A 21,473-nucleotide genomic window follows, 5' to 3' on the forward strand; every position below is an offset into this window, starting at 1 on the left:
GCCTGGCCCGTCTCCCTCCCGAAACCACCCGGCAAAGAATCCATGAACCCGCAAAGCAGACGCAACTTCCTCAAGCTCGCCGGTGGCAGCGCCGCCGCCACCGCCGCGCTGGCGGCCTTCCCGCCGTCCATCCGCCGCGCGCTGGCGATCCCGGCCAACAACGCCACCGGCACCATCCGCGACGTCGAGCACGTGGTCATCCTGATGCAGGAAAACCGCTCGTTCGACAATTACTTCGGCACGCTGCGCGGCGTGCGCGGCTTTGGCGACCGCTTCCCGATCCCGCTGGCAGGCGGCCTGAACGTCTGGCAGCAGACCTACACCAACGGCAGCACCACCCGCACCGTGCTGCCTTACCACCTCGACAGCAGCGCCGGCAATGCGCAGCGCGTCAGCGGCACGCCGCACTCGTACCCGGATGCGCAGAACGCCTGGGACCTGGGCCGCATGAACAAGTGGCCGACCTACAAGCAGACCCAGTCGATGGGCTACTACACCGAGGCCGAGCTGGACTTCCAGGTGGCGCTGGCCAATGCCTTCACCCTCTGCGACGCCTACCATTGCAGCTTCCATGGCGGCACCAACTCCAACCGCCTGTTCCACTGGACCGGCACCAACGACCCCGGCGGCGCCAACGGCGGGCCGGTGATCGACAACAGCGGCGACTCGTTCACGGGGTCGGCCCCGCCCTACACCTGGAAGACCTACCCTGAGCGCCTGGAAGCCGCCGGCGTGAGCTGGAAGGTCTACCAGAACATGCCGGACAACTTCACCGACAACCCGCTCGCGGGCTTCAAGCAATACCGCGACGCCAACGCCGCGCGCGGCAACCAGGCCAACGGCAGCCCCTACCCGGCATACACCAGCGCCGACGACGCCATCAGCCCGCTGCTCAAGGGCGTGGCCAACACCATGCCTGACGGCGGCTTCCTGCAATCGCTGCGCGACGACGTTGCCGCGGGCAAGCTGCCGCAGGTGTCGTGGATCGTGGCGCCGGCGACGTACTCGGAGCACCCCGGGCCTTCCAGCCCGGTGCAGGGTGCCTGGTATACGCAAGAGGTGCTGAATGCCCTGACCGCCAACCCGGCGGTGTGGAGCAAGACCGTGCTGCTGATCAACTTCGACGAGAACGACGGCTACTTCGACCACGTGCCGCCGCCGTGCGCGCCCGCCTACGACGGCGACACGCTGGCCGGCGCCACCACGCTCGACCCGCAACAGGTCAGGCCGGAATACCACGTCGACAAGCACCCCTACGGCCCCGGCCCGCGCGTGCCGATGTACGTGGTCTCGCCATGGAGCCGCGGCGGCTGGGTCAACTCGCAGGTGTCCGACCACACCTCGGTGCTGCGCTTCCTGGAAGCCCGCTTTGGCGTGGCCGAGACCAATATCAGCAGCTTCCGCCGCGCGGTGGCGGGCGATTTGACCTCGGCCTTCAACTTCGTCAGCCCGAACACCAACCCGCTGCCCACGCTGCCCAGCCGCGACAAGGCCAGCGCCGATGCCATCCGCACCGCGCAAGGCGTGCTGCCGCAAGTGCCGCTGCCATCGGCCAGCAGCCAGCAGATGCCGCAGCAGGACACCGGCACGCGCCCGTCGCGCGCCCTGCCCTATGAGCTGCACGTGAGCGCCCGAGAAGACGCCCGCGACCAGCGCGCGGTGTGGCTGCTGTTCAGCAACACCGGCACGGCGGCGGCGGTGTTCCACGTCTATGACCGCCTGCACCTGGACCGCGTGCCGCGCCGCTACATGGTCGAGCCGGGCAAGGAACTGCATGGCAGCTGGGACGTCTTTGCCAGCGACGACGGCAAGTACGACCTGTGGGTGCTTGGCCCCAACGGCTTCCACCGCGCCTTCCGCGGCAACGTGGGGGCCGTCACCGCGGCGGGCGCCAGCGCGCCGGAGATCCGGGTCTGCTATGACATCGCCAACGCCGCGGTGTACGTGGACATGATCAACACCGGCAGCGCCCCCTGCACCTTCACCGTGCAGCCCAACGCCTACCGCACCGACGGCCCCTGGACCTACGAGGTGCCGGCCGGCATGCAGCTGCAGCAGCACTGGCCCGTGGCCCGCCAGGGCAACTGGTACGACTTCACCGTCACCACCGCGCAAGGCGGCTTCATGCGCCGCTTCGCCGGGCGCATCGAAACCGGCAAGGACAGCGTGTCCGATCCGGCGATGGGCCTCAACGGCTGACGCGCACGTCGCCTGACGGGCAGCGCTATGCCCGCCCCCGGCCGCTCCGGCCGCGGGCGGGCGTAGCCGTTTTGTCATATTGGCCCGCTAGACTGCGCGGTCGTCCGGGACATGTCCGGGCTGCCCCCCAACTTACCTGCGGATGACCATGCTCGGCGACCTGCTGATGACCTTTTTCGAAGTGGCGCGCCAGGGCAGCATCACCATGGCGGCCAGGCAGTTGCGCATCAGCCAGCCCACCGTCACCGGCCGCATCCGCCAGTTGGAAGAGACCTACGGCGTGGAGCTGTTCCACCGCCGCGCCAGCCGCGTCGACCTGAGCGATGTGGGCGTGGCGCTGATGCCGGTGGTCGAGCAGCTGATGCAGCAGGAAGGCAATGCCGACTACCTGCTGCGCAACGCCGGCAACCTGCGCTTCGGCAACCTGCGCATCGGCGCCACCGGCCCCTACTACATCCTGCGCACGGTGGCGGCGTTCCGGCAGCGCTACCCGGCGATCGACGTCAGCCTGGACATCGGCAATTCGCAGCAGATGCTGGAGGCGCTGTTCGAGTACCGCATCGACGCCGCAGTGTCGTCGCACCCGGTGGACGACGACCGGCTTGCCTGCATCCGGCTGGCGTCGGACCCGATGGTGCTGGTGGTCCATCCGGACCATGCGCTGGCGCGGCTGCCGCAGGTCGAGCTGCCGCAACTGCGCGGCTGCCATCTGCTGGTGCGCGAGCACGGCTCGATGACGCGCAAGGCCACCGAGACGGCGCTGGCCGCGTGCGGGCTGGAGCTGCCGCCGCACACTGTGATCGGCAGCCGCGAGGCCATCTACGAGGCCATCCGCCAGGGCCTGGGCGCCAGCGTGGTGCCGCTGGGCGAGGTGCCGCGCGACCCGCTGCTGCGCGTGGTGCCGTTCGCACAAGGCGCGCCGGTGCTGCATGAATACCTATACTGCCTGCAGAGCCGGCGCGAGACGCGGCTGGTCGGCGCCTTCCTGGACTGCGTGGCGCTGGACGAGCCGACCGCCGCCCCCCACGCCGCCTGACACCCGCATGCCTGCCGCGCCAGATAAGGCACCAATGCCGGTATCGGAAAACTTGGGTTCTTCATCACCGTGCGGTCACCACGCCGCGCCAAGCTTGCCGGTTTCGCCAACTGAGCTATCCCGCATGCCCGCTGCCCCCCGCCTCGCCCTGTTTGACCTCGACCACACCCTGCTGCCGCTGGACAGCGAGTATGAGTGGGCCCGCTACCTCGTCGCCGTGGGCGGCGCCGAGGCCGCCGAGATCGATGCGCACAATGCGCGCTGGCTGGCCGCCTACCAGGCCGGGCGCCTGGACTTTGCCGCCCATGCCCGCTTTGCCCTGGGCCTGCTGGCACGCCACCCGCGCCAACGCCTCACGCAATGGCGCGCGGACTTCATGCGCGAGGTGATCGTGCCCGCCATCCGGCCCGAAGCGCTCGACCTGCTGGCGCGCCACCTCACCGCCGGCGACCTGTGCTGCATCGTCACCGCAACCTGCCGCTTTGTCACCGAACCGATCGCGCGCCAGCTGGGCGTGCCGCACCTGCTGGCGGTAGAGGCCGAACACGACGCGCGCGGCGAATTCACCGGGGCGCTGGCCGGCGTGCCGGCCTTCGGCCCCGGCAAGGTGCTGCGGGTGCTGTCGTGGCTCGAGACGCTGGGCATTGCGCACACGGCGCTGGCGCAGGCCACCTTCTACAGCGATTCCCGCAACGACCTGCCGCTGCTCGAAAGCGTTGGCCACCCGGTCGCCGTCAATCCGGATTCAACGCTGCGGGACGCGGCCGAGGCACGCGGGTGGCCGGTCTTGCACCTGTTCGGCACGGCCGGCGCGCCGGCCGCCTGAGTCCATGCACCCGCGCGCCGGCTTCCCCGAGTACGACCAGCTGCTGGCCTTGCTGGATACGGGCAGCCACGTGCTGGATACGCGGGTGGTCTGCGAAACCATGATGCAGGGCCGTCGCTTCGGCGTCCATGTCGCCACGCTCGGCAGCCGCGATCCGGGCGCGCCGGCGATCGGCATCTTCGGCGGCATCCACGGGCTGGAACGCATCGGCACGCAACTGGTGCTGGACTACCTGCGCTCGGTGCTGAGCCGGCTGGCGTGGGACGAGCTGCTGCACCGCGAGCTGCAGTCGGTGCGGCTGGTGTTCATGCCGATCGTCAACCCCGGCGGCATGTGGGCCGGCACCCGTGCCAACCCCAACGGCGTCGACCTGATGCGCAACGGCCCGCAGGATGCCGATGCGCGCGTGCCCTTCCTGGCCGGCGGCCAGCGCATCGGCGCCTGGCTGCCCTGGTACCGCGGCCCGGCGGGCGCCCCGATGGAAGCGGAAAGCCGCGCGCTGCTGCGCGTGGTGCAGGAAGAACTGCTGCCACGCCCGCTCAGCTTTGCGGTGGACTGCCATTCAGGCTACGGCTGGCGCGACAGCATCTGGTTTCCGTACGCGGGCACGCGCCGGCCGATGGCGCACCTGCCCGAGATGTACCTGCTCAAGACGCTGTTCGAGCAGGCCCACCCGCACCACGGCTACACCTTCGAGCCGCAAAGCCACCAGTACCTGCTGCACGGCGACTTGTGGGACCATGCCTATGACCTGACGCCGCACGGCAACCTGTTCCTGCCGATGACGCTGGAACTGGGCTCGTGGCTGTGGATCAAGAAAAACCCGCGCCAGCTGTTCTCGCGCGAGGGCATCTTCAACCCGATCAAGGCGCACCGCACCGCGCGCGTGCTGCGCCGGCACGTGAGCCTGTTCGACTTCCTGGGCCGCGTGGCCTATGCGCCCGATCGCTGGCTGCCGCGCGGCGCGCAGCGCGACGATCTGCTGCTGCAGGCACGCGCACACTGGCAGACGGAGGCGCCGCCATGAGCCGATGGGTATTCTTGCGGGGACTGACGCGGGAATCGCGCCACTGGGGAAGCTTGCCGGCACGTTGGGAGGCGGCCGGGCTGGGGCGGCCGCTGCTGCCCGACCTGCCCGGCAACGGCGCGCTGTCCGCGCAGCCGGCACCGTGGAGCGTGCCTGAGATGGTCACCGCGGTAAGGCGCCAGTTGTCGGCCGCCGGCGCGCACGGACCCTACCGCGTGCTGGCGATGTCGCTGGGCGCAATGGCCGCGACCGAGTGGGCCAGCGCCTATCCGGAGGAAGTCGGCGGCCTGGTGCTGGTCAATACCAGCATGCGGCCGTTCTGCACGCCGGCGCAGCGCCTGCGGCCGCGCAACTGGGGCAAGCTGGCGCGCGTGGCGCAGCGCTGGCAGGACCGCGCGTACTGCGAGCGGACCATCCATGCCATCACCTGTGCGCGCACCGATACGCTGGCGCGCGACATCGAGACCTGGCAGGCCATTGCCGCCGACGCGCCGGTGAGCCGCCAATCCGCGCTGGCACAGTTGCTGGCCGCGGCCCGCTACCGTGCCCCCGCCAGTGCGCCGCGCTGCCCGGCACTGCTGCTTGCCTCGGCGGCAGACCGCCTAGTCAACCCAGTGTGCTCGGCGCGCATCGCGCAAGCCTGGGATGCGCAGTTGCTGACGCACCACTGGGCCGGGCATGACCTGCCCCACGATGACCCGCAGTGGCTGTGCAATGCCGTCGCCGGCTCGGTGGTGCTAAGCCGCGGCTAAGGCCTGCTCCGCCGGCATGGCACTGGACAGCAGCGCCGCCGCGGCATCCAGCCGGTCCGGCGTGCCAAACAGCCGCGCACTGGTCAAGCCGTTCTGCAACGCCCCGAACACCACCTGCGCCAGCTGCTGCGGCGGCACCGGATAGGGCGCCTTGCGCTGCGCGGCGGCGCGCTCGAACAAGCGGGCCAGCCATTGCTCATTGAGCCGGATAAAGTCCTGCATCGCGGCACGCACCGCGTCTGGCAGCATCAGCACGTCGGCCGACAGCATGCCCACCAGGCAAGCCTGGTCGGTGCCGGCACCCGCGCGCAACGGCGCAAGGTATTGCCGCGCCTGCTCGGCAGGCGGCAGGCTGGCGTCGATCGCATCCAGGCGCGCCCGCCTGCGGGTGCCGTATTCGCGCACCGCTTCCAGCACCAGGTCGTCCTTGGACGGGAAGTAATAGTGGATGCTCGAAGTCTTGACCCCGACCAGGTCAGCCAGGTCGCGGTAGCTGAAGCCGTTGAACCCCCTGCGGCGGATCAGCACCAGCGCATGTTCGACCAGTTGCTCGCGTACGGATCGGGTGTTCATGGCATCAACTCCATCGTCTTGCTGCCGCGCCGTTCAGGCCGGCAGCGTTTGTGCCATCAGCGTGATGAGGGACCCGCTTGCGAAGCAAAGCCCTACCCATCCGCCAAGGATCAGCGCAGTGTCACGCCAACGCATGATCAACTCCTGAAGACGGGCCGCACGCTGGCGGCCCGGCGGGTTTCAATGGCCGGCATCATGCCCGCCGGCTCTCAGGCGATGGCGCCGTCGGTATAGGGATCAGCCTTGCCCACGCGCGCACCGTCGGTGTACGGGTCGAAGCTGCGCGACGGTTGGGCCGACACGCCGCTGCGGTCCAGGCCGGCTACCGTGCGGGCACCGTCGGTGTAGGGATCAGCCTTGCCAACGCGGGCACCGTCGGTGTACGGGTCGAAGCTGCGCGACGGTTGCGCCGACACGCCGCTGCGGTCCAGGCCCGCTACCGTGCGGGCACCGTCGGTGTAGGGATCAGCCTTGCCAACGCGGGCACCATCGGTGTACGGGTCGAAGCTGCGCGACGGTTGGGCCGAGACACCGCTGCGATCCAGGCCGGCTACCGTGCGGGCACCGTCGGTGTAGGGATCAGCCTTGCCAACGCGGGCGCCTTCGGTGTACGGATCAAACTTGCCAGTGCGGGCGCCTTCGGTGAAGGTGTCGAACTTGCCGGTGCGGGCGCCTTCCGTGAAGGTGTTGAACTTGCCGGTGCGGAAGGTGTAGCCGTACTTGTCGCCGGTGAAGGTGCTGTCCTGCACGCTGGCCGCTTGCGCAACACCGCCCGCGAGCGCGGCGGCAAGGGTGGCGGCGGTAATCAGGGTCTTGGTGATCTTGGTCATGATGGGCTCCAGGGTGCGATGTTTCGGGATCGCGTCAATTCGGTATCAGTGGCTGTGGCAGGTTGTTCTTTCGACCCCGCATCTACTAGTAGATAGATACTCGGCCTCGAAAAAATGACCGCCTTCGGTCATGCAATGGGACCGCCACGTTCTCGCCTTGTCTTGCTTGTTGCCGGCGGTGCAGCGCTTCCATGAACCAAATACTATCTACTACTAGGTAGAGAGTCAAGGAAAAACATTTCTATCGGCCCGATAGCCTATGTCTTTCTTGGCTCTATCTCATTGTTTTAAAAGCGCTTATCCCCGATTCCAAAGCGTCGGCGGCAAACCGGCTGGCTGTCAATAAAAAAGCCGCCATGCAGCTTACGCCACATGACGGCTTCAGACGCGCCACTGATATTGCGCGAAAACCTCAGCCGGCGACGGCGGCCATCAGCGTGTCCGCCGCGGCCTCAACCCGGTCAGACGTCCCGAACAGGCGCGCCGCAATCAGCCCGCTCTGCAGCGAGCCAAACACCACCTGCGCCAGCCGCGCCGGCGGCACCGGGAACGGCGTGCTGCGCTGCGGCTGCGCGCGCTCCAGCAGGCCGGCCAGCCATTGTTCGTTCATCAGGAAGAAGCCCTGCAACATCTTGTGCACGGACTCCGGCAGGCACAGCGTCTCGGTCGACAACATGCCGCACAGGCAGATCTGGTCCGAGCCGCAACTGGCGCGGAACGGCGCCAGGTAGATGGCCGCCTGCTCGGTGACCGGCAGGCTGGTGTCGATGGAGCGGATGCGCTCGGCCAGGCGGGCACTGTATTCCTTCACCGCCTCCAGGACCAGGTCCTCTTTGGCCGGGAAGTAATAATGGATGCTGGAGGTCTTGACCCCCACCAGTTCCGCCAGGTCGCGGTAGCTGAAGCCGTTGAAGCCGCGGCGGCGGATCAGGACGAGGGTGTGCTCGAGCAGTTGCTCGCGTACTGATTGCGTTTTCATGAAAGCAGTGTATCTACGCGAAGATAGGCGCTCAAGCCGAAATGCCCCGGGGCTGGGGTAATTCCCTAGCCCCGGGGCATCTGTGGGATGTGCTTTAACCAGGCAGGACCTGCGCGGCGAAGGTGATCATCGAGCCACTCGTCACGCAAAGCACCAGCCATCCGCCTAGCAGCAGGATACTGTCACGCAAACTCATGATGGCCTCCATCGGACGGCAGTCAGCGTGACCGCCGCCGTAAAGTTGTTGGCCGCCGGCCTCAGCCGGCAGCAATCAGGCCAGGGCGCCGTCGGTGTAGGGGTCAGCCTTGCCGACGCGCGCGCCGTCCGTGTACGGGTCGAAGCTGCGGGCCGGCCCGGCCGACACGCCACTACGGTCCAGGCCAGCCACGGTGCGGTAGCCGTCGGTGTAGGGATCGGTCTTGCCGACGCGGGCGCCGTCGGTGTACGGATCAAACTTGCCAAAGCGAGCGCCTTCCGTGAACGGGTCGAACTTGCCGGTGCGGGCACCTTCCGTGAAGGTGTCGAACTTGCCGGCGCGGTAGCTGTAGCCGTACTTGTCGCCAGCCGAGGTGTTGTCTTGCACGCTGGCGGCTTGCGCCACGCCACCTGCCAGTGCGGCGGCAAGGGTGGCGGCGGTGATCAGGGTCTTGGCGAACTTGGCATTCATGATGGGCTCCTGGGTGCGATGTTTCGGGATCGCGTCAATTCGGTATCAGTGGCTGTGGCAGGTCGCTCTTTCGATCCGCATCTACCAGTAGATAGATGTCGGGTGCTAAAAAAATGACCGCGCCGGTCTTGCGATGGGATCGCCACTTTTCCGCCCGTTCTTGCTTGCTTCCGGCGGTGCAGCGGTGCCATGGACTGTATGCTATCTACTACTAGGTAGATAGTCAAGGCAAAAGTTTTCTATCGGACCGATAGCCGCCTGCCCGACGCTGCACCATATGGACGCAAATCCACTTGAGGCACGCATGCGAATGAACTTTTCTTCACCCGGACGCTGATGGCCTGCTAGCCTGAAGGGAACGCCCTCCCCGAAACATCGCCATGCCTGAAGGCCCCCGCCCCGCTCAGCCGGCATCCCGCCACCGCTGGCTCGCCACCGCCGCGGCACTCGCCGTGGCCGCGGGTGTTGCGCGGCATCTACTGTTTCGTGCGGTGGAACGCAAAGCCTTTGTCACGCCGACGGATGAAACAAAGGATGCGGCAGCACCCGACATTTCAGCCCTGACGGTGCGCCATGCCACGTTCGCCAGCGGCAGTCGCATCCTGCACGCCGCCTTCATGCCGGCCGCGGACCCCGAAGCGCCGGCGCTGATGGTGTGCCACGGCGACAATGAGAGCCTGCCCGACTGGGCCCCGGTCCAGGCCATGCTGGCCGGCGCGGGCATCGCCTCCTACGTCTTTGACTACAGCGGCTACGGCCGCAGCAGCGGGCGGCCAAGCGTGCGCCGCCTGCGCGAGGATGCGCTGGCCGCCTACCGGCAATTCCTGGCAGCCACGCCGCAAGCAAAACGGCGCGTGGTGCTGGGGCATTCGCTGGGATCGGGCATCCTGCTGGAGGTGGCACAGCGCTTCGATCCGCAGCCCGATGGCTATGTCATTGCGGCGGGCTTCAGTTCGGCGCGCCTGGCCGCGGTGCAGACCGGGCGCATCCCCGCATGGGCCGCGTGGCTGCTGCCGGATCCGTGGAACAACGCCGCGCGTGCCAGCCGGCTGGAGCGGCCGCTGCTGGTGGTGCACAGCCGAGACGACGCGGTGATCGTCCCACCCCACGCGGAACGCGTGGCCCGTGCGGCCAGGCATCTGCATGCGCTGGTGATGCTGGAAGCCATGCCGCATGACGCAGCCATCCTGCCGGAACATATCGATGCATTCTGGCCGCCGATCCTGCGCTTTGTGCGCGCGCAGGACGGCGATGCCATGCAGGCACTGTTGGCAGGAAACGACGCGAAATATGAAGGCGATTCGCCTGGAAACACGGATCAGGCAGGCACACCGAGCAGTCGCACAGGCACGTTGGCGACAGCAAGCGGCAAGCGCGGGCAGTAGGGTCGCGGGACGGCCGGTCCCTGGCCGGACAATCTACCGCAGACGTCCGCCACCGGCAATCATCCTTGTGGGCGAGGCGCCACGGCGAGGTGTCCGAGAGACTTTTTGACGAATTCTTGTCTATATTGGACCCCATGGCACGAGCATCGCAATTTCGCCGTTGACAGCACTGGAGGTACTGCCATGCGTTCGCTTGCAAACCTGTTCAGTCCGCCGACCCCGGAGAAAATCGCCGAGAGGGAACTGCAAGACATGAGGCTGACGCTGTTCCAGGCCGAAAGGCGCTTGCTCGAGGCGCAGATGCAGGTGGCCTACTACCGCGACATGGTGGCTTTCCTGGAAGACGTCGCGGCCAAGGGCGTGGAAGACGTGGTCGACAAGCGCCGCGCCACGCCGCCTGCCGTGCCGGAGCTGCCGGCACGCACGCCCGGCCTCACCACGGTACCGATCGTTCCGTCCGCGGCCTGACGCAGCCGGGGCTGGTCCCGACCTGTGCGATACTCGCGCTGCCTGGCGCCCGTGCGGCGCGCAGGCGCACCATCCACAGGAACCAGCCCCATGAGCGAACTGCTGCCCGCGATCGAATTCGAAACCGCGCCCAATCCCGCCTGCGCCGTCATCTGGATGCATGGGCTGGGCGCCGACGGCAGCGATTTCGCCCCGGTCGTGCCTGAGCTGCGCCTGCCCGCATCGCCCGGCGTGCGCTTTATCTTCCCGCATGCGCCGGCTATCCCCGTGACCTGCAACGGCGGTTATGTCATGCCAGCCTGGTATGACATTTATTCCCTCGATGAATCCGGCCGACGCGCCGACGAAGCCGGCATCCGTGCCTCATGCGAAGCCATTCGCGCACTGATTGCGCGCGAAAACGCCCGTGGCATCCCCACGCACCGCATCGTGCTGGCAGGCTTCTCGCAAGGTGGCGCGATTGCCTACACTGCCGGGCTGAGCCATGCCGAGACGCTGGCCGGCATCGTCGCGCTGTCCACCTACATCCCTGCGCCGGCAGCGCTGGCGGCCGAGGCCAACGCCGCCAACGCCACCACGCCCGTGTTTGCCGCCCATGGCACGCAGGATGACGTGGTGCCGCTGCAGTTGGGCGTCGCCGCCCGCGATTTCGTGCAGGCGCGCCAGCATCCGGTGACGTGGCACACCTATCCGATGGGCCATTCGGTCTGCCTGGAAGAGATCGCCGCCATCGGCGCCTGGCTGGCAGCGCGCTTTGCGCAGGCAGCCACCGCGCAGTCCTGATCCGCTCCCTGACAAGATGATTGCCGGCCGCTGCGCCGCGCATCGCACCACGCCGCAAGCATGACCCTCGCCCCACCGCCCAGGATCGATTTCAATACCCGCAAGGCGCTGCTGTTCGCGCTGGCCGCCGAACGGCTGTCGGCCTACTACGAACACCGCCAATGGATGACCGACGCCCAGGGGGCGACGCTGGCCGGCGAATGGCTGTCGCGCTCGAAGCTGCAGTTGCCGCTGTCCGAGCGGCGCCTGTTGTCCGAACTGAGCGACCAGTTTGCACGCCAGCTGGCTGAGGCCCTGTCACGCGAGGCCGGCCTCTATGCCGCGCACGAGATGATGGAAGCCCTCGATCCCAACTACCAGTCCGCGTTTGCCTACGACATGCTGGAAGAATGCGAGCGGTTGCTGCATGAAAACGGCGTGACGGAATAGCGGGCCGGGCGGCCGGCGGCGTTTGCAAAGATTGACAGTTGCATTGCGCGCGGGCGCGTAAACTTCGCGCTCTGATAACGCCCCCCACCCGCCAATCATGGAACGCAAGCACTGCCTGGCCTGGATCGCGCTGAGCATGATCGCAGCAGCCTTGCTGACACTGCTGTGCCTGATCCTGAATGACCACGCCGAGACGCAGGCCGCCAAGCGGGTCGAACAAATGGCCATCCGGGTGAAGCCCGCGGGCGCAGGCCTGATCCAGACCCGCGCTGCGTCCCCGGCCGCTCAGCAGCCGGAGCGGCTGTCGCAGGCCCTGGGCGCGCGGCGCTGAGGCGCATCGGGTGCGCCCCGGCCCGTAACTTCAGAACGACGACCAGTGGTTAAGAAGAACAACAGCACAGGCCGGAGCGCGGGCTTGAGTGTAGGCGCGGTGCCCGCCGACGACTGCAAAGAATTGATAAGAGCGCGGTAGCCGCCTACACCAGCGCCGCTGCAGAGCCTGCACCGCCACAAATGGCGCGCAGCAGCGCATCATAGGCCGCCACATTGCCGGCATTGCGGATGCTCACCCCATCCAGCAACGCCTGGCACGCCTGCTCGTACTCCTCCAGCCGCGCATCGTGGTGCAGCACCGTCTCGCGCAGGGCCCTGGCCCCGTCCTGGGCATCGAGGACGCGTACTGGTAGCCAAAGCCGGGCAGCAAGTCCGAGTTGTGGACCAGCGGATAGCGGCCATAGGCAGCATCGTAGTAGAGGTAGTTGAGCCCGTTTTCCCACTGGTGCGTGACGACGACATCGGTGAAGCGCGCAAGAAAATGCGGCGTGCTATAGCGCGCCTCGAACGAGGCCTTGCCCGCCTGCACGATATCCAGCCTGAGCGCAAACCGTTCAAAGGCTTCATGCCGCTTCAGGTCGATGGCATTGGTGACAAAGATGTCGCCAATGCCGGACGGATCCTGCCGATCGAAGCGCACGCCGTTGAAGATGCCGGTGCCGTGCTTGCCGGCGACGACCCTCTCGATCTCCATCACATAGTCGTTGCCGACCCGGTAGGCGATCACGCGCGCGCCCTGGGCGCGTGCCCGCTCGACTGTCTCCGGGCCCAGTTGCGCGCCCGTCTCGATCAGCAGGTCGAGCCTGCCCATGGCCGCCTCCAGGCCGATCACGCTGACGCCCGCGGGTGCCATGCCCACGCCGCCCGGGCCGGCCTCGCCATCGCCGGCGTTGACACCATCCAGACTTCGCCTACGCCGGGGCAGCGCTGGAACAGCCAGTAAAGGAAGAAGCAGTTCTGCACCGCGCCGTTGGCCCAGATCGACTGCGGCTCCCGCCGGCCAAAGTAAGAAATGCCCACGCGCACGGGTCTCGACAGCATTCAGCGCCCTCCATGACGTCGTGCAACATCGCTTCGTAGGTCTGCAGCAATGCCGGATTGCGCGCGCTGAATGCCTGCACGGCTTCCCGCTGCCGCGCATAAAAGCCGGCGTAGTCCCGCTCCGACAAGCTGACGGCGGCATCCAGCGCCTGCACCGCCTCATCGAGTGAATTGCCGCGAAAATAGAAGCCGACCGACTGAGAACGTTCATGTCTTCCGATAGATGCAGGCAAAGGTAGGCTTGTCGGCCTCCATTGCAGGCATGGCGTGGCCCGGTTGGAAGACGCGTTGGCGTGCGCTGCCCGCGCAGCAGGCAGCGCATGGGAAAAGTAAGCGCAAGAGGCCCGCGCAGGGCGACCTAGACCGCTGGCGGGGCCGGCCACACCGCGCCGGTCAGCGCGGCCAGCGCACTGTATGACGTGGCCAGGTGATAGGGCGAAGTCGACGGCATCTCCGCGCGCACCACCTCCCCCGAGCGCGCCAAGCATTCATGCCAGCCCATTTCCTGCAGAAAGCGGCTGCGGAACTGCTGCGTCCAGGCTTCCAGCGCCGCCATCGACTCCGGCGCGCCATGCACGGCGAGCGCGCGCGCGTACTCGGTCTGCGCCCAGATGCGCTGGGTATCGTCCAGCATGGAGCCATCGGCGTTCAGTGCCGCGCTGACGCCCTGCGTCGACGGCACCACGCCGTGCCGCTGCGCAAAGGCAAAGGCCTGGCGCAGCGTATCGGCCAGCGGCAGGTCGCCGAACAATGCCGGCCTGCCGGCCACCAGCGAGAACCACTCGAACTGGTGGCCCGGCTCGATGCGGTTGCCGGCGCTGCCTTGCGGCAGCTCGGCAATGCAGCCGCTGGCCGGATCGACAAAGCGCTCATGCACGGCCATGGCGATCTCGCGCAGGCGTTCGGCATACCACTCGTCCCCGGTCGCATCCAGCGCGGCCAGGTAGGCCTCGGTCAGGTGCATGATGGGGTTCTGCAGCACGCCGGCGCCCTTCGGCCGGAAATGCTCGGTGAGCGCGGCCTGGTACAGGCCCGCGCCGTCGGCGAAGCGGTCTTCGACGATGTCGACGGTTTCATCGAGCACGTCGAGCGCGTCAGGGTTGCCGCGCCGCGCGTGATACGTGGCGCAGGCAAAGATCACGAAGGCATGGGTGTAGAGATCGCGCGTGGCATCGAGCGGCGTGCCGGCCGGGTCGACGCTGTAGATCCACGCGCCCTCGCCATTGCCGAAGTAGGCCTGCAGCGAGCCGAAGAGCGTATCGGCATGCGCATGGTTGCCGGCCAGCGAGAACACATAGAGCTGGCGGGCGCACGCCATGGCGCGATAGCGGGCCGGCGGCAGCGGCGCGGCACTGGCGCCGTCGAGTGCCTCATAGGGCAACAGCAGGTCGGTATTCCAGCCGCTGGCGGTCCACAGCGGCAGCACGGTGGCATCGTAATGTGCCGTCAGGGCGGCGACCCGTTGGCTGAGCTCAGGCGAGTTGGGCATGATCTGGCGAGGAAGTACAAGCGCGGCGGCGGCCGCAAAGGCCGTATCTTGCCATGCCGCGGCCGCAAGACAGTCATGGCATTTGCGGCGTCCACTTGCTAGCATCAATGGCGCCCCCCGCGAAAGGGAGATACCCATGTCGACTTTGCCCCTCACGCTGACTGACGATCACCGCACATTGGTGCTTCACGTCCTGGAAGATGCACCCGGCCAGTTCACCTGGCGCATCGTCATGGAAGAACGCTGTGGCGCCGCCGACGAGGATTGCACCGTCGCAGCGCCATCCACCTACGGCTCCCGTGCGGAGGCCGAGGCCGCTTGCTGGGCCGCCGGCAACGGCATACTGAACGGTCCGCGCGCCTCAGGCGAACTGCGCGCCACCTGAAGCGTCCGCGGCATCGCGCAACACTTGCACTACGTGCCGCGTGTCCTAGTCTGGAAGCGTGGCAGTGGCAACGCGGGGTATGCATTTACCCGCGGTTTTCCGTTCCGGCCACGCCCGGGCAACGGCTGCCCGGGGCGCTTCCTGCCACCTGCCTGTCATATTCCTGGCCTTAACTGACCTGGTCGCCATGCCGCCCCTAGAAACGGGCACGGTGGGCAAGGCCGCAGGAGCATGCAATGGACAAGCCGGTCGTCACGCCCCAGCGCTTCGTTGAACTGATGAACGAGCGCCTCACCAAGCATCCTCTCTTCCGCGAGGGCATGCGCGTCTATGCCATCCCGCAGCACTCCGACCATCCGCGTAGCCTGGTCTGCGTGGGGCCGCGCGGCACCGAATGCGTATGCGCCACCATTGAAAACATCGTGCGGGGTGAATGTGAGGTGTTCCCCGACATCGATCAGGACTGGCACCGCCCGCCCAAACCCGGCACCCCCGCCGAGATGCGGGCGCGCTGAATTGCCCGGCGCGCCCGACGCCTATGCCCAGCGGATGGCATGACCAGAACGTGACGTACCGCGGCCACCGCATCCATGTCGCGGCGCTGCGCTATGGCGGCCAGCATGACGGGTGGTGGACGCTGCGCGCGGAGATCTGGCATCACGGCAACAAGCTGGCGCTGCCCTGCCCGGCCGCGCAGACGCGCTTTGGCTGCGCCACCGACGCCACGCGCGCGGGCGTTGCCTGGGGGCGCGAGGCCATCGACACGCACATCGCCGGCCTGCGCGATGCCGAAGACGCGGCGCTGCAATAGCGCAGCAATAGCTTCAGCCCATCAAACGTCGATCGCCGAATCCGACTTCACCTTTCGGCGCAGTTCGAACTTCTGGATCTTGCCGGTCGAGGTCTTGGGCAGCGGCCCGAAGTAGACCGCCTTGGGTACCTTGAAGCCCGCCAGCAGCGTGCGGCAATGCGCGATCAGTTCTTCCGCGCTGACGCTGGCGCCGTCTTTCAGTTCGACAAACGCGCATGGGGTCTCGCCCCACTTGGCATCGGGCTGTGCCACCACCGCGGCAGCCAGCACCGCGGGATGCCGGTAGAGCGCGTCCTCCACCTCCACGCTGGAGATGTTCTCGCCGCCGGAAATAATGATGTCCTTGCTGCGGTCCTTGATCTTGATATAGCCGTCGGGCATGCACACGCCCAGGTCGCCGGTATGGAACCAGCCGCCGGCAAAGGCCTCGCGCGTGGCCTTCTCGTTCTTGAGGTAGCCCTTCATGCAGATATTGCCGCGGAACATGATCTCGCCGATGGTCTCGCCATCGGCCGGCACGGGCTGCATGGAATCGGGATCGAGCACCGCCACCTGCGACTGCAGGTGATAGCGCACGCCCTGGCGCGCCTTCTTGACCGCGCGGTCCTGCTCGGACAGCGTGCTCCAGTCATCCTGCTCGGCGCAGACCGCGGCCGGGCCGTAGACCTCGGTCAGGCCATAGACATGGGTCAGATCGAACCCCATCGCCTCCATCTGCGCCAGCACCGCAGCCGGCGGCGGTGCGCCGGCCACCATGCCGCGCACCGGGCCGCGCACGCCCTCGCGCCACGCGGCGGGCGCATTGACCAGCGCGGTATGCACGATCGGCGCGGCGCAGTAGTGGGTCACGCCCTCTTCGCGCATCAGGTCAAACACCAGCCTGGGCTCGAACTTGCGCAGGCACACGTTGACGCCCGCGCGCGCCGCCACGGTCCACGGGAAGCACCAGCCATTGCAGTGGAACATCGGCAGCGTCCACAGGTAGACCGGGTGCTTTGGCAAATCCCACTCAAGGATATTGGACACGGCATTGATGGCTGCGCCGCGGTGGTGGTAGACCACGCCCTTGGGGTCGCCGGTGGTGCCCGAGGTGTAGTTCAGCGCGATGGCTTCCCACTCGTCGGCCGGCATGTGCCACGCGTAGTCCGGGTCGCCCGAGGCGAGGAAGGATTCGTAATCGGTGTCGCCGAATGGCGCCTCTTGCGGACCCAGCACGTCATGCACGGCGATGACCTTCAGGCCGGGGATCTCCAGCGCCATCTGGCGCGCCAGGTCGGCAAACTCGGTATCGGCCAGCAGCACGCGCGCCTCGCCATGACGCAGCATGAAGACCAGGTTGGCGGCGTCGAGGCGGATATTCAGCGCATTGAGCACGGCACCCGCCATCGGCACGCCGAAATGCGCCTCCACCATGGCCGGCGTATTGGGCAGCAGCGCGGCCACGGTATCGCCCTTGCCGATGCCGGCACGCGCCAGCGCGCTGGCCAGGCGCCGTGCGCGCGCATAGGTGTCGCGCCAGTTCTGGCGCAGCGGGCCGTGCACGATGGCCAGGCGCTCGCCGTACACCTCGGCGGCGCGGACCAGGAAGTCGATGGGCGTAAGCGGCACGAAGTTGGCCGCGTTGCGGGCCAGGCCGCTGTCGAAATCGGTGGGCATTGCTTATGTCTCCGCGTATCTGGCGGCGTTGGCGGCGGGGCCGCGCAACAGGCCGCGTGATGCTGTCAATGCGCTGCATGGGTGCAGCGATGTCCGGGGCGATGTGACCATTGTCCGCGCCATCCGGCGCTGTCACTTTTTCTGGCACAAGGCTATCATCGCACACGCTGGCGCACTGTCGCCCAGACGACAAACCTGCCGCAAACCCGCGCCAGGCAAGGCTTACACGATTCTTACAGGGACCCGGCCCGAGCCGCGCGTCCATGCCATGAGCGAACCTGCAGACCCGATTTCCGCCCCTGCCGCAGTCCTTGCCGGCCATGCCTGGTTCGGCGCACTGGCGCCGGAACACCAGGCGCTGGCCGCGCGCGCAACGCTGCTGCAGTCCTTTGCCGCGGGCGCCTTCATCGCCCGGCGCGGCGAGCCGTCGCGCCACTGGATCGGGGTGGACAGCGGCCTGATCAAGCTGGCGGTGTATACCCCCGACGGGCGCGGCTGCACCTTCTCAGGCGTGCCCGCGGGCGGCTGGTGCGGCGAAGGCAGCGTGATCAAACGCGAAGACCGCCGCTATGACGTGATCGCGATCCGCGACTCGCAGGTGCTGCTGGTGCCAGAGCCGGTGTTCAACATGCTGCTGGCGCAGAGCCTGCCGTTCGCCAGCTTTGTCGTGCGCCAGCTCAACGAGCGCATGGGCCAGTTCATCGCCACCGTGCAGAACGACCGCCTGCTGGGCGCCGATGCGCGCGTGGCGCAGGCAATCGCGCAGCTATTCCACCCGGACCTGTATCCGCGCACCAGCCCCGTGCTGGAGCTGTCGCAGGAAGAGATCGGCCTGCTGACCGGGCTGTCGCGCCAGCGGGTCAACCAGGCGCTGCGCCGGCTGGCCGATGTCGGCATGGTCCACCTGTCCTACCAGAGCATCCGCGTGACCGACCTGCCCCGGCTGCGCCACTTCGGGCTGTCCGAGCTGTAACGCCGCCGTCACCGGGGCGCAGTGAACGATCGACCGGACGATGTCCGCGGCCTTGCGCGGCCCGTGGAATCCTGCGACAGTTACCGGCCGCACCCCCTCCGCTCAGCTTCCGGGTTGTCCTCCGCATGCCGCTTGTCAGCCGTCACCACGTCCGCTTTGCCCGCCTGCGCTTCCCCTTTGCCGTGCATGTGCAAGCCCTGCATGGCACGGCCAGCCTGCGCGACGCCAATGCACGGCGCGAGGTGCGGCCCGGCGACCCGTTCGTGGTCCACGCCTTTGCCCACTTCGACTGCGACTTGCCCGGCACGTGGCAGCACCCCTGCGCCATCGTCCTGACCGCCGTCCCGGACAGTGAATGTCCCCGCCTGGCCGGCAAGCCCGGCGACAGGCCCTGGTCGCGCCGCTTCGCCGGCCTGGTCTTTTCCCGCCCCGATACCGACTGGAATGTCGAGCGCCTGGCCGCGCAATGGCAGGTGCCGGCACGCCAGGTGCGCGCCCGGCTCTTCGCCGAAGGCGAGGCGCTGCACCCGCTGCTGCGCGAGCAACGCGCCGCCCATGCCCTGCACGCGCTGGCCGCCGCCGGCCCGGTGTCTTCGCTGGACGTGCTGGCGGCGCATGCCGGCCTGCGTTCCGGCAGCGCACTGGCGCGCAGCTGGCAGAACTGGTTCGGCATCGATGCGGCGCGCCTGGTGGAAGATTGCCGGGCAGGCAACCGCACCACAGTGCCTGCCCCCACCTGGCCCGGCCTTGTGCCGACAGCTGCCTGACGCAGCGGCGTCCGCGTCACACCGCGGGGAATTTGTCAACCACCGCAACGAAGGTTGGCGACATTTGCGCGCTTCGCGCAGAATCGCGCCGCGCAGGGCGGGCCAGCCACCCTGTGGGCGGGGTCCTGCATGAGCCAGGTGTCCATCACCGCAGCGCCCTGCCATAACAAAAACCACAGGAAGCAATACAGGGATGAAAGCAAAACATCTGTTTTTGACGGGTCTGGCTGCAGCCGTGCTGTCGGCATGTGGAGGCGGTGGAGGGGATTCGACGACGCCTGCCACCACCAAGATCAGCGGCACCGCCGCAGTTGGCGCTGCGCTGGGAAATGCCGCCGTGCAAGCCAAGTGCGCATCGGGCAGCGGCACCGCCACCACCGCGGCGGACGGCACCTTCACCATCAGCATTGCAGGCGCCACGCGCCCCTGCGTGCTCAGCGTCAAGGCGCCTGACGGCACCACGCTGCACTCCGTGGTCGAAGCCGGCACCGGCACCACCGCGACGGCCAACATCACGCCACTGACCGAACTGGTCACCGCTTCGCTGGCACAGGGCAACACCGACGCCTTCTTCGAGCAGTTTGATGCGAACGCACAGGCCAAGCTCTCCACCGACAACGTGAACGCTGCCATCGGCGCCGTGCGCCTGGTGCTGACGGGCGTGGCCGACTTCTCCAGCATCGACCCGGTCAAGGACTCGCTGGTGGCCGCCAACGGCGCCAACACCGGCAATGCACAGGACAAGCTGCTGGACCAGCTGGGCGATCGCCTGAAGGCATCCAGGACAACGCTGGCCGAGCTCTCTTCGGCAGTCGCATCCAATGCCGGCGCGGCGGCGGTCCAGACCGCACTGCAACCGGCAGCGGCCAGCTGCGCCGGGTTGAAAACCGGCAAGTACCATGTGTTCGGGCTGGGCACCACGGCCGCTGCCACCGGCGAGATCGATGCTGCCGCGCTGAAGCTCCAGATCGGCGCCGAGGTGATCCCCTTCACCGCCGTCACGGCGGATGCCTGCCGCTTCACGGTGCCGGGCGAGAACGGCGCCACCATCACGGCGCTGGTCTCCAAGTCAGGCCTGGGCGTAGTGCTGCCGCCGGCGGGCGCGCCGTCGAGCCTGCCCACCCTGCTGGTGCCGGCCCAGGCCATTGCGCTGGCCGACCTGGCCGGCGACTGGAACGGCCTCGGCATGGAGCGTTACGACAACACGACGCCGTATGCACCGCGTCGCGTGACCTTCAGCATCGATACGGCGGGCAAGGTGACCAAGGGGGCGGACTGCTCCGGCATCGACACCTGTGAAGCCTGGCTGCCGAATGAACTGCCGACGGTCAGCGCCAACGCCGACGGCAGCTTCAAGATCACCGACAGCTTCGGCGTCCAGTTTGCCTATGCGTTCAAAGGCACCGATGGCCAGGTGACCGTCATCATCACGCACGACGACGGCTTCATGATCGCCGCCAAGCAGATCGCACGTGCGCTGCCAGCGGTTGGCTCGGGCGGCTCGTACTGGGATTCAATCCTGTACTCCGGCAAGGCCCCCGTACTGAACGGCCCGACGGTGTGGTCGACCACGATCGCCTCGGTGGACGCCCAGACCGGCACCTACACCCGCAAGCGCCTGGAAGACAACCGCCTGGACGTCTGGAAGGTGAACAGCCCGGCCGTTGGCCTGCGCCATCGCGCCGCAACCAGCAATGCATCGGAAATGATTTCGCTGATCCCGGGCAATACCGGCCTGACCCTCGGCATCGCCGTGAACGGATCGTTCTACGATATCTCGGTCGGCCGCCCGTAACCTCGCCGCCAGCCGTGAATCCGGGCACCCCGCGCCCGGACACGAAGCAAGCCGGTGCCGCCCTGCGGCACCGGCATTTTTTTTCCCACTCCGACCGCAGGCAAAAAAATACCCACCGCCGGGTGGTAGTGGGTAAGTAAAAGCGGTGCAGGCACGTCGCGGAACTGCCCACGCCCCGAATCTTCGCACCGCCCCGCCGCGCGGCAAATAATCTTTCCGGACTAGTCGCACGCACGCACCTTGTGCATGGACAAGCGCCCGGGATTCTT

The 21,473-nt window shown here is 67.6% G+C and carries 22 protein-coding genes and 1 pseudogene; 16 read left to right on the top strand and 7 right to left on the bottom strand.

The genetic code is table 11. The features are described 5' to 3' along the window. The first annotated feature begins 42 nt into the window (after positions 1-42). From RS901_RS28925 to RS901_RS28945, 5 genes are all read left to right on the top strand, one after another. Entirely contained in the window at positions 43-2,199 is a 2,157-nt protein-coding gene (locus RS901_RS28925) for a phosphocholine-specific phospholipase C (protein WP_316153939.1), read from the top strand. A gap of 148 nt (positions 2,200-2,347) precedes the next feature. Next, entirely contained in the window at positions 2,348-3,235 is an 888-nt protein-coding gene (locus RS901_RS28930; RefSeq protein WP_316153940.1) for a LysR substrate-binding domain-containing protein, read from the top strand. A gap of 124 nt (positions 3,236-3,359) precedes the next feature. Further along, on the top strand, positions 3,360-4,061 hold the full coding sequence (locus tag RS901_RS28935; protein ID WP_316153941.1) for an HAD family hydrolase: 702 nt from the start codon (positions 3,360-3,362) through the stop codon (positions 4,059-4,061). A gap of 4 nt (positions 4,062-4,065) precedes the next feature. After that, on the top strand, positions 4,066-5,088 hold the full coding sequence (locus RS901_RS28940) for a M14 family zinc carboxypeptidase (RefSeq protein ID WP_316153942.1): 1,023 nt from the start codon (positions 4,066-4,068) through the stop codon (positions 5,086-5,088). Beyond that, a complete protein-coding gene (locus RS901_RS28945) occupies positions 5,085-5,840 on the top strand; it encodes an alpha/beta hydrolase (RefSeq protein ID WP_316153943.1) in 756 nt (251 codons plus the stop codon). Before RS901_RS28940 ends, RS901_RS28945 begins: the two co-directional genes overlap by 4 nt. Here the strand turns inward: RS901_RS28945 and RS901_RS28950 are convergent. From RS901_RS28950 to RS901_RS28965, 4 genes are all read right to left on the bottom strand, one after another. Further along, positions 5,826-6,413, bottom strand: a complete 588-nt coding sequence (locus tag RS901_RS28950) for a TetR/AcrR family transcriptional regulator (protein ID WP_316153944.1) — start codon at positions 6,411-6,413, stop codon at positions 5,826-5,828. The genes RS901_RS28945 and RS901_RS28950 overlap by 15 nt on opposite strands. Before the next feature lie 209 nt (positions 6,414-6,622). Further along, complete coding sequence (locus RS901_RS28955) at positions 6,623-7,243, bottom strand: copper resistance protein CopQ (RefSeq protein ID WP_316153945.1); 621 nt, start codon at positions 7,241-7,243, stop codon at positions 6,623-6,625. A gap of 412 nt (positions 7,244-7,655) precedes the next feature. Next, entirely contained in the window at positions 7,656-8,222 is a 567-nt protein-coding gene (locus tag RS901_RS28960; RefSeq protein ID WP_316153946.1) for a TetR/AcrR family transcriptional regulator, read from the bottom strand. Positions 8,223-8,493: 271 nt separating this feature from the next. Continuing rightward, the gene (locus RS901_RS28965) at positions 8,494-8,889 is read right to left on the bottom strand and encodes a hypothetical protein (protein WP_316153947.1); all 396 of its coding nucleotides are present in this window, start codon (positions 8,887-8,889) and stop codon (positions 8,494-8,496) included. Between the two features lie 380 nt (positions 8,890-9,269). On the opposite strand from RS901_RS28965, the gene RS901_RS28970 reads away from it, so the two are divergent. From RS901_RS28970 to RS901_RS28990, 5 genes are all read left to right on the top strand, one after another. Next, a complete protein-coding gene (locus RS901_RS28970) occupies positions 9,270-10,274 on the top strand; it encodes an alpha/beta hydrolase (RefSeq protein ID WP_316153948.1) in 1,005 nt (334 codons plus the stop codon). A gap of 183 nt (positions 10,275-10,457) precedes the next feature. Continuing rightward, complete coding sequence (locus RS901_RS28975) at positions 10,458-10,742, top strand: hypothetical protein (RefSeq protein WP_316153949.1); 285 nt, start codon at positions 10,458-10,460, stop codon at positions 10,740-10,742. A gap of 90 nt (positions 10,743-10,832) precedes the next feature. Beyond that, positions 10,833-11,525, top strand: coding sequence for an alpha/beta hydrolase (locus tag RS901_RS28980; RefSeq protein WP_316153950.1), 693 nt, complete (start codon positions 10,833-10,835; stop codon positions 11,523-11,525). Positions 11,526-11,585: 60 nt separating this feature from the next. After that, positions 11,586-11,954, top strand: coding sequence for a hypothetical protein (locus tag RS901_RS28985; RefSeq protein WP_316153951.1), 369 nt, complete (start codon positions 11,586-11,588; stop codon positions 11,952-11,954). A gap of 97 nt (positions 11,955-12,051) precedes the next feature. Beyond that, positions 12,052-12,285 (top strand): hypothetical protein, encoded by a 234-nt coding sequence (locus RS901_RS28990; RefSeq protein WP_316153952.1) that lies wholly within the window; start codon positions 12,052-12,054, stop codon positions 12,283-12,285. Positions 12,286-12,430: 145 nt separating this feature from the next. Here the strand turns inward: RS901_RS28990 and RS901_RS28995 are convergent. Both RS901_RS28995 and RS901_RS29005 read right to left on the bottom strand, forming a co-directional pair. Continuing rightward, positions 12,431-13,328: pseudogene (locus RS901_RS28995) on the bottom strand (DUF2827 family protein). Between the two features lie 358 nt (positions 13,329-13,686). Continuing rightward, positions 13,687-14,817 carry an AGE family epimerase/isomerase gene (locus tag RS901_RS29005; RefSeq protein ID WP_316153956.1) on the bottom strand — a complete coding sequence of 377 codons (1,131 nt, stop codon included), beginning with the start codon at positions 14,815-14,817 and terminating at the stop codon, positions 13,687-13,689. 136 nt (positions 14,818-14,953) lie between these two features. Between RS901_RS29005 and RS901_RS29010 the strand changes: the two genes are divergently transcribed. The 3 genes from RS901_RS29010 (at position 14,954) to RS901_RS29020 (ending at position 16,013) form a co-directional block, all read left to right on the top strand. After that, positions 14,954-15,202, top strand: coding sequence for a hypothetical protein (locus RS901_RS29010; protein WP_316153957.1), 249 nt, complete (start codon positions 14,954-14,956; stop codon positions 15,200-15,202). 236 nt (positions 15,203-15,438) lie between these two features. Beyond that, positions 15,439-15,717 carry a hypothetical protein gene (locus RS901_RS29015; RefSeq protein ID WP_316153958.1) on the top strand — a complete coding sequence of 93 codons (279 nt, stop codon included), beginning with the start codon at positions 15,439-15,441 and terminating at the stop codon, positions 15,715-15,717. 23 nt (positions 15,718-15,740) lie between these two features. After that, complete coding sequence (locus RS901_RS29020) at positions 15,741-16,013, top strand: DUF6566 family protein (protein ID WP_316153959.1); 273 nt, start codon at positions 15,741-15,743, stop codon at positions 16,011-16,013. A 21-nt stretch (positions 16,014-16,034) separates the two neighbouring features. Here the strand turns inward: RS901_RS29020 and RS901_RS29025 are convergent, their stop codons facing one another. After that, complete coding sequence (locus tag RS901_RS29025; RefSeq protein ID WP_316153960.1) at positions 16,035-17,669, bottom strand: acyl-CoA synthetase; 1,635 nt, start codon at positions 17,667-17,669, stop codon at positions 16,035-16,037. 268 nt (positions 17,670-17,937) lie between these two features. On the opposite strand from RS901_RS29025, the gene RS901_RS29030 reads away from it, so the two are divergent. The 3 genes from RS901_RS29030 to RS901_RS29040 all read left to right on the top strand — a co-directional run bounded on the left by RS901_RS29030 (position 17,938) and on the right by RS901_RS29040 (position 21,204). Further along, a complete protein-coding gene (locus RS901_RS29030) occupies positions 17,938-18,642 on the top strand; it encodes a Crp/Fnr family transcriptional regulator (protein ID WP_316153961.1) in 705 nt (234 codons plus the stop codon). 125 nt (positions 18,643-18,767) lie between these two features. Next, positions 18,768-19,409, top strand: coding sequence for an AraC family transcriptional regulator (locus RS901_RS29035; protein WP_316153962.1), 642 nt, complete (start codon positions 18,768-18,770; stop codon positions 19,407-19,409). A 193-nt stretch (positions 19,410-19,602) separates the two neighbouring features. Next, entirely contained in the window at positions 19,603-21,204 is a 1,602-nt protein-coding gene (locus RS901_RS29040) for a hypothetical protein (RefSeq protein WP_316153963.1), read from the top strand. Positions 21,205-21,473 lie beyond the last annotated feature (269 nt).

The organism is Cupriavidus sp. BIC8F, from assembly GCF_032465815.1.
GTDB classification, from domain to species: Bacteria; Pseudomonadota; Gammaproteobacteria; order Burkholderiales; family Burkholderiaceae; genus Cupriavidus; species Cupriavidus necator.

Excerpts from the sequence above, each read along its gene's own strand:
- RS901_RS28925 (WP_316153939.1), top strand. The coding sequence starts at position 43 with ATGAACCCGCAAAGCAGACGCAACTTCCTCAAGCTCGCCGGTGGCAGC.
- RS901_RS28930 (WP_316153940.1), top strand. The coding sequence starts at position 2,348 with ATGCTCGGCGACCTGCTGATGACCTTTTTCGAAGTGGCGCGCCAGGGC.
- RS901_RS28935 (WP_316153941.1), top strand. The coding sequence starts at position 3,360 with ATGCCCGCTGCCCCCCGCCTCGCCCTGTTTGACCTCGACCACACCCTG.
- RS901_RS28940 (WP_316153942.1), top strand. The coding sequence starts at position 4,066 with ATGCACCCGCGCGCCGGCTTCCCCGAGTACGACCAGCTGCTGGCCTTG.
- RS901_RS28945 (WP_316153943.1), top strand. The coding sequence starts at position 5,085 with ATGAGCCGATGGGTATTCTTGCGGGGACTGACGCGGGAATCGCGCCAC.
- RS901_RS28950 (WP_316153944.1), bottom strand. The coding sequence starts at position 6,413 with ATGAACACCCGATCCGTACGCGAGCAACTGGTCGAACATGCGCTGGTG.
- RS901_RS28955 (WP_316153945.1), bottom strand. The coding sequence starts at position 7,243 with ATGACCAAGATCACCAAGACCCTGATTACCGCCGCCACCCTTGCCGCC.
- RS901_RS28960 (WP_316153946.1), bottom strand. The coding sequence starts at position 8,222 with ATGAAAACGCAATCAGTACGCGAGCAACTGCTCGAGCACACCCTCGTC.
- RS901_RS28965 (WP_316153947.1), bottom strand. The coding sequence starts at position 8,889 with ATGAATGCCAAGTTCGCCAAGACCCTGATCACCGCCGCCACCCTTGCC.
- RS901_RS28970 (WP_316153948.1), top strand. The coding sequence starts at position 9,270 with ATGCCTGAAGGCCCCCGCCCCGCTCAGCCGGCATCCCGCCACCGCTGG.
- RS901_RS28975 (WP_316153949.1), top strand. The coding sequence starts at position 10,458 with ATGCGTTCGCTTGCAAACCTGTTCAGTCCGCCGACCCCGGAGAAAATC.
- RS901_RS28980 (WP_316153950.1), top strand. The coding sequence starts at position 10,833 with ATGAGCGAACTGCTGCCCGCGATCGAATTCGAAACCGCGCCCAATCCC.
- RS901_RS28985 (WP_316153951.1), top strand. The coding sequence starts at position 11,586 with ATGACCCTCGCCCCACCGCCCAGGATCGATTTCAATACCCGCAAGGCG.
- RS901_RS28990 (WP_316153952.1), top strand. The coding sequence starts at position 12,052 with ATGGAACGCAAGCACTGCCTGGCCTGGATCGCGCTGAGCATGATCGCA.
- RS901_RS29005 (WP_316153956.1), bottom strand. The coding sequence starts at position 14,817 with ATGCCCAACTCGCCTGAGCTCAGCCAACGGGTCGCCGCCCTGACGGCA.
- RS901_RS29010 (WP_316153957.1), top strand. The coding sequence starts at position 14,954 with ATGTCGACTTTGCCCCTCACGCTGACTGACGATCACCGCACATTGGTG.
- RS901_RS29015 (WP_316153958.1), top strand. The coding sequence starts at position 15,439 with ATGGACAAGCCGGTCGTCACGCCCCAGCGCTTCGTTGAACTGATGAAC.
- RS901_RS29020 (WP_316153959.1), top strand. The coding sequence starts at position 15,741 with ATGCCCAGCGGATGGCATGACCAGAACGTGACGTACCGCGGCCACCGC.
- RS901_RS29025 (WP_316153960.1), bottom strand. The coding sequence starts at position 17,669 with ATGCCCACCGATTTCGACAGCGGCCTGGCCCGCAACGCGGCCAACTTC.
- RS901_RS29030 (WP_316153961.1), top strand. The coding sequence starts at position 17,938 with ATGAGCGAACCTGCAGACCCGATTTCCGCCCCTGCCGCAGTCCTTGCC.
- RS901_RS29035 (WP_316153962.1), top strand. The coding sequence starts at position 18,768 with ATGCCGCTTGTCAGCCGTCACCACGTCCGCTTTGCCCGCCTGCGCTTC.
- RS901_RS29040 (WP_316153963.1), top strand. The coding sequence starts at position 19,603 with ATGAAAGCAAAACATCTGTTTTTGACGGGTCTGGCTGCAGCCGTGCTG.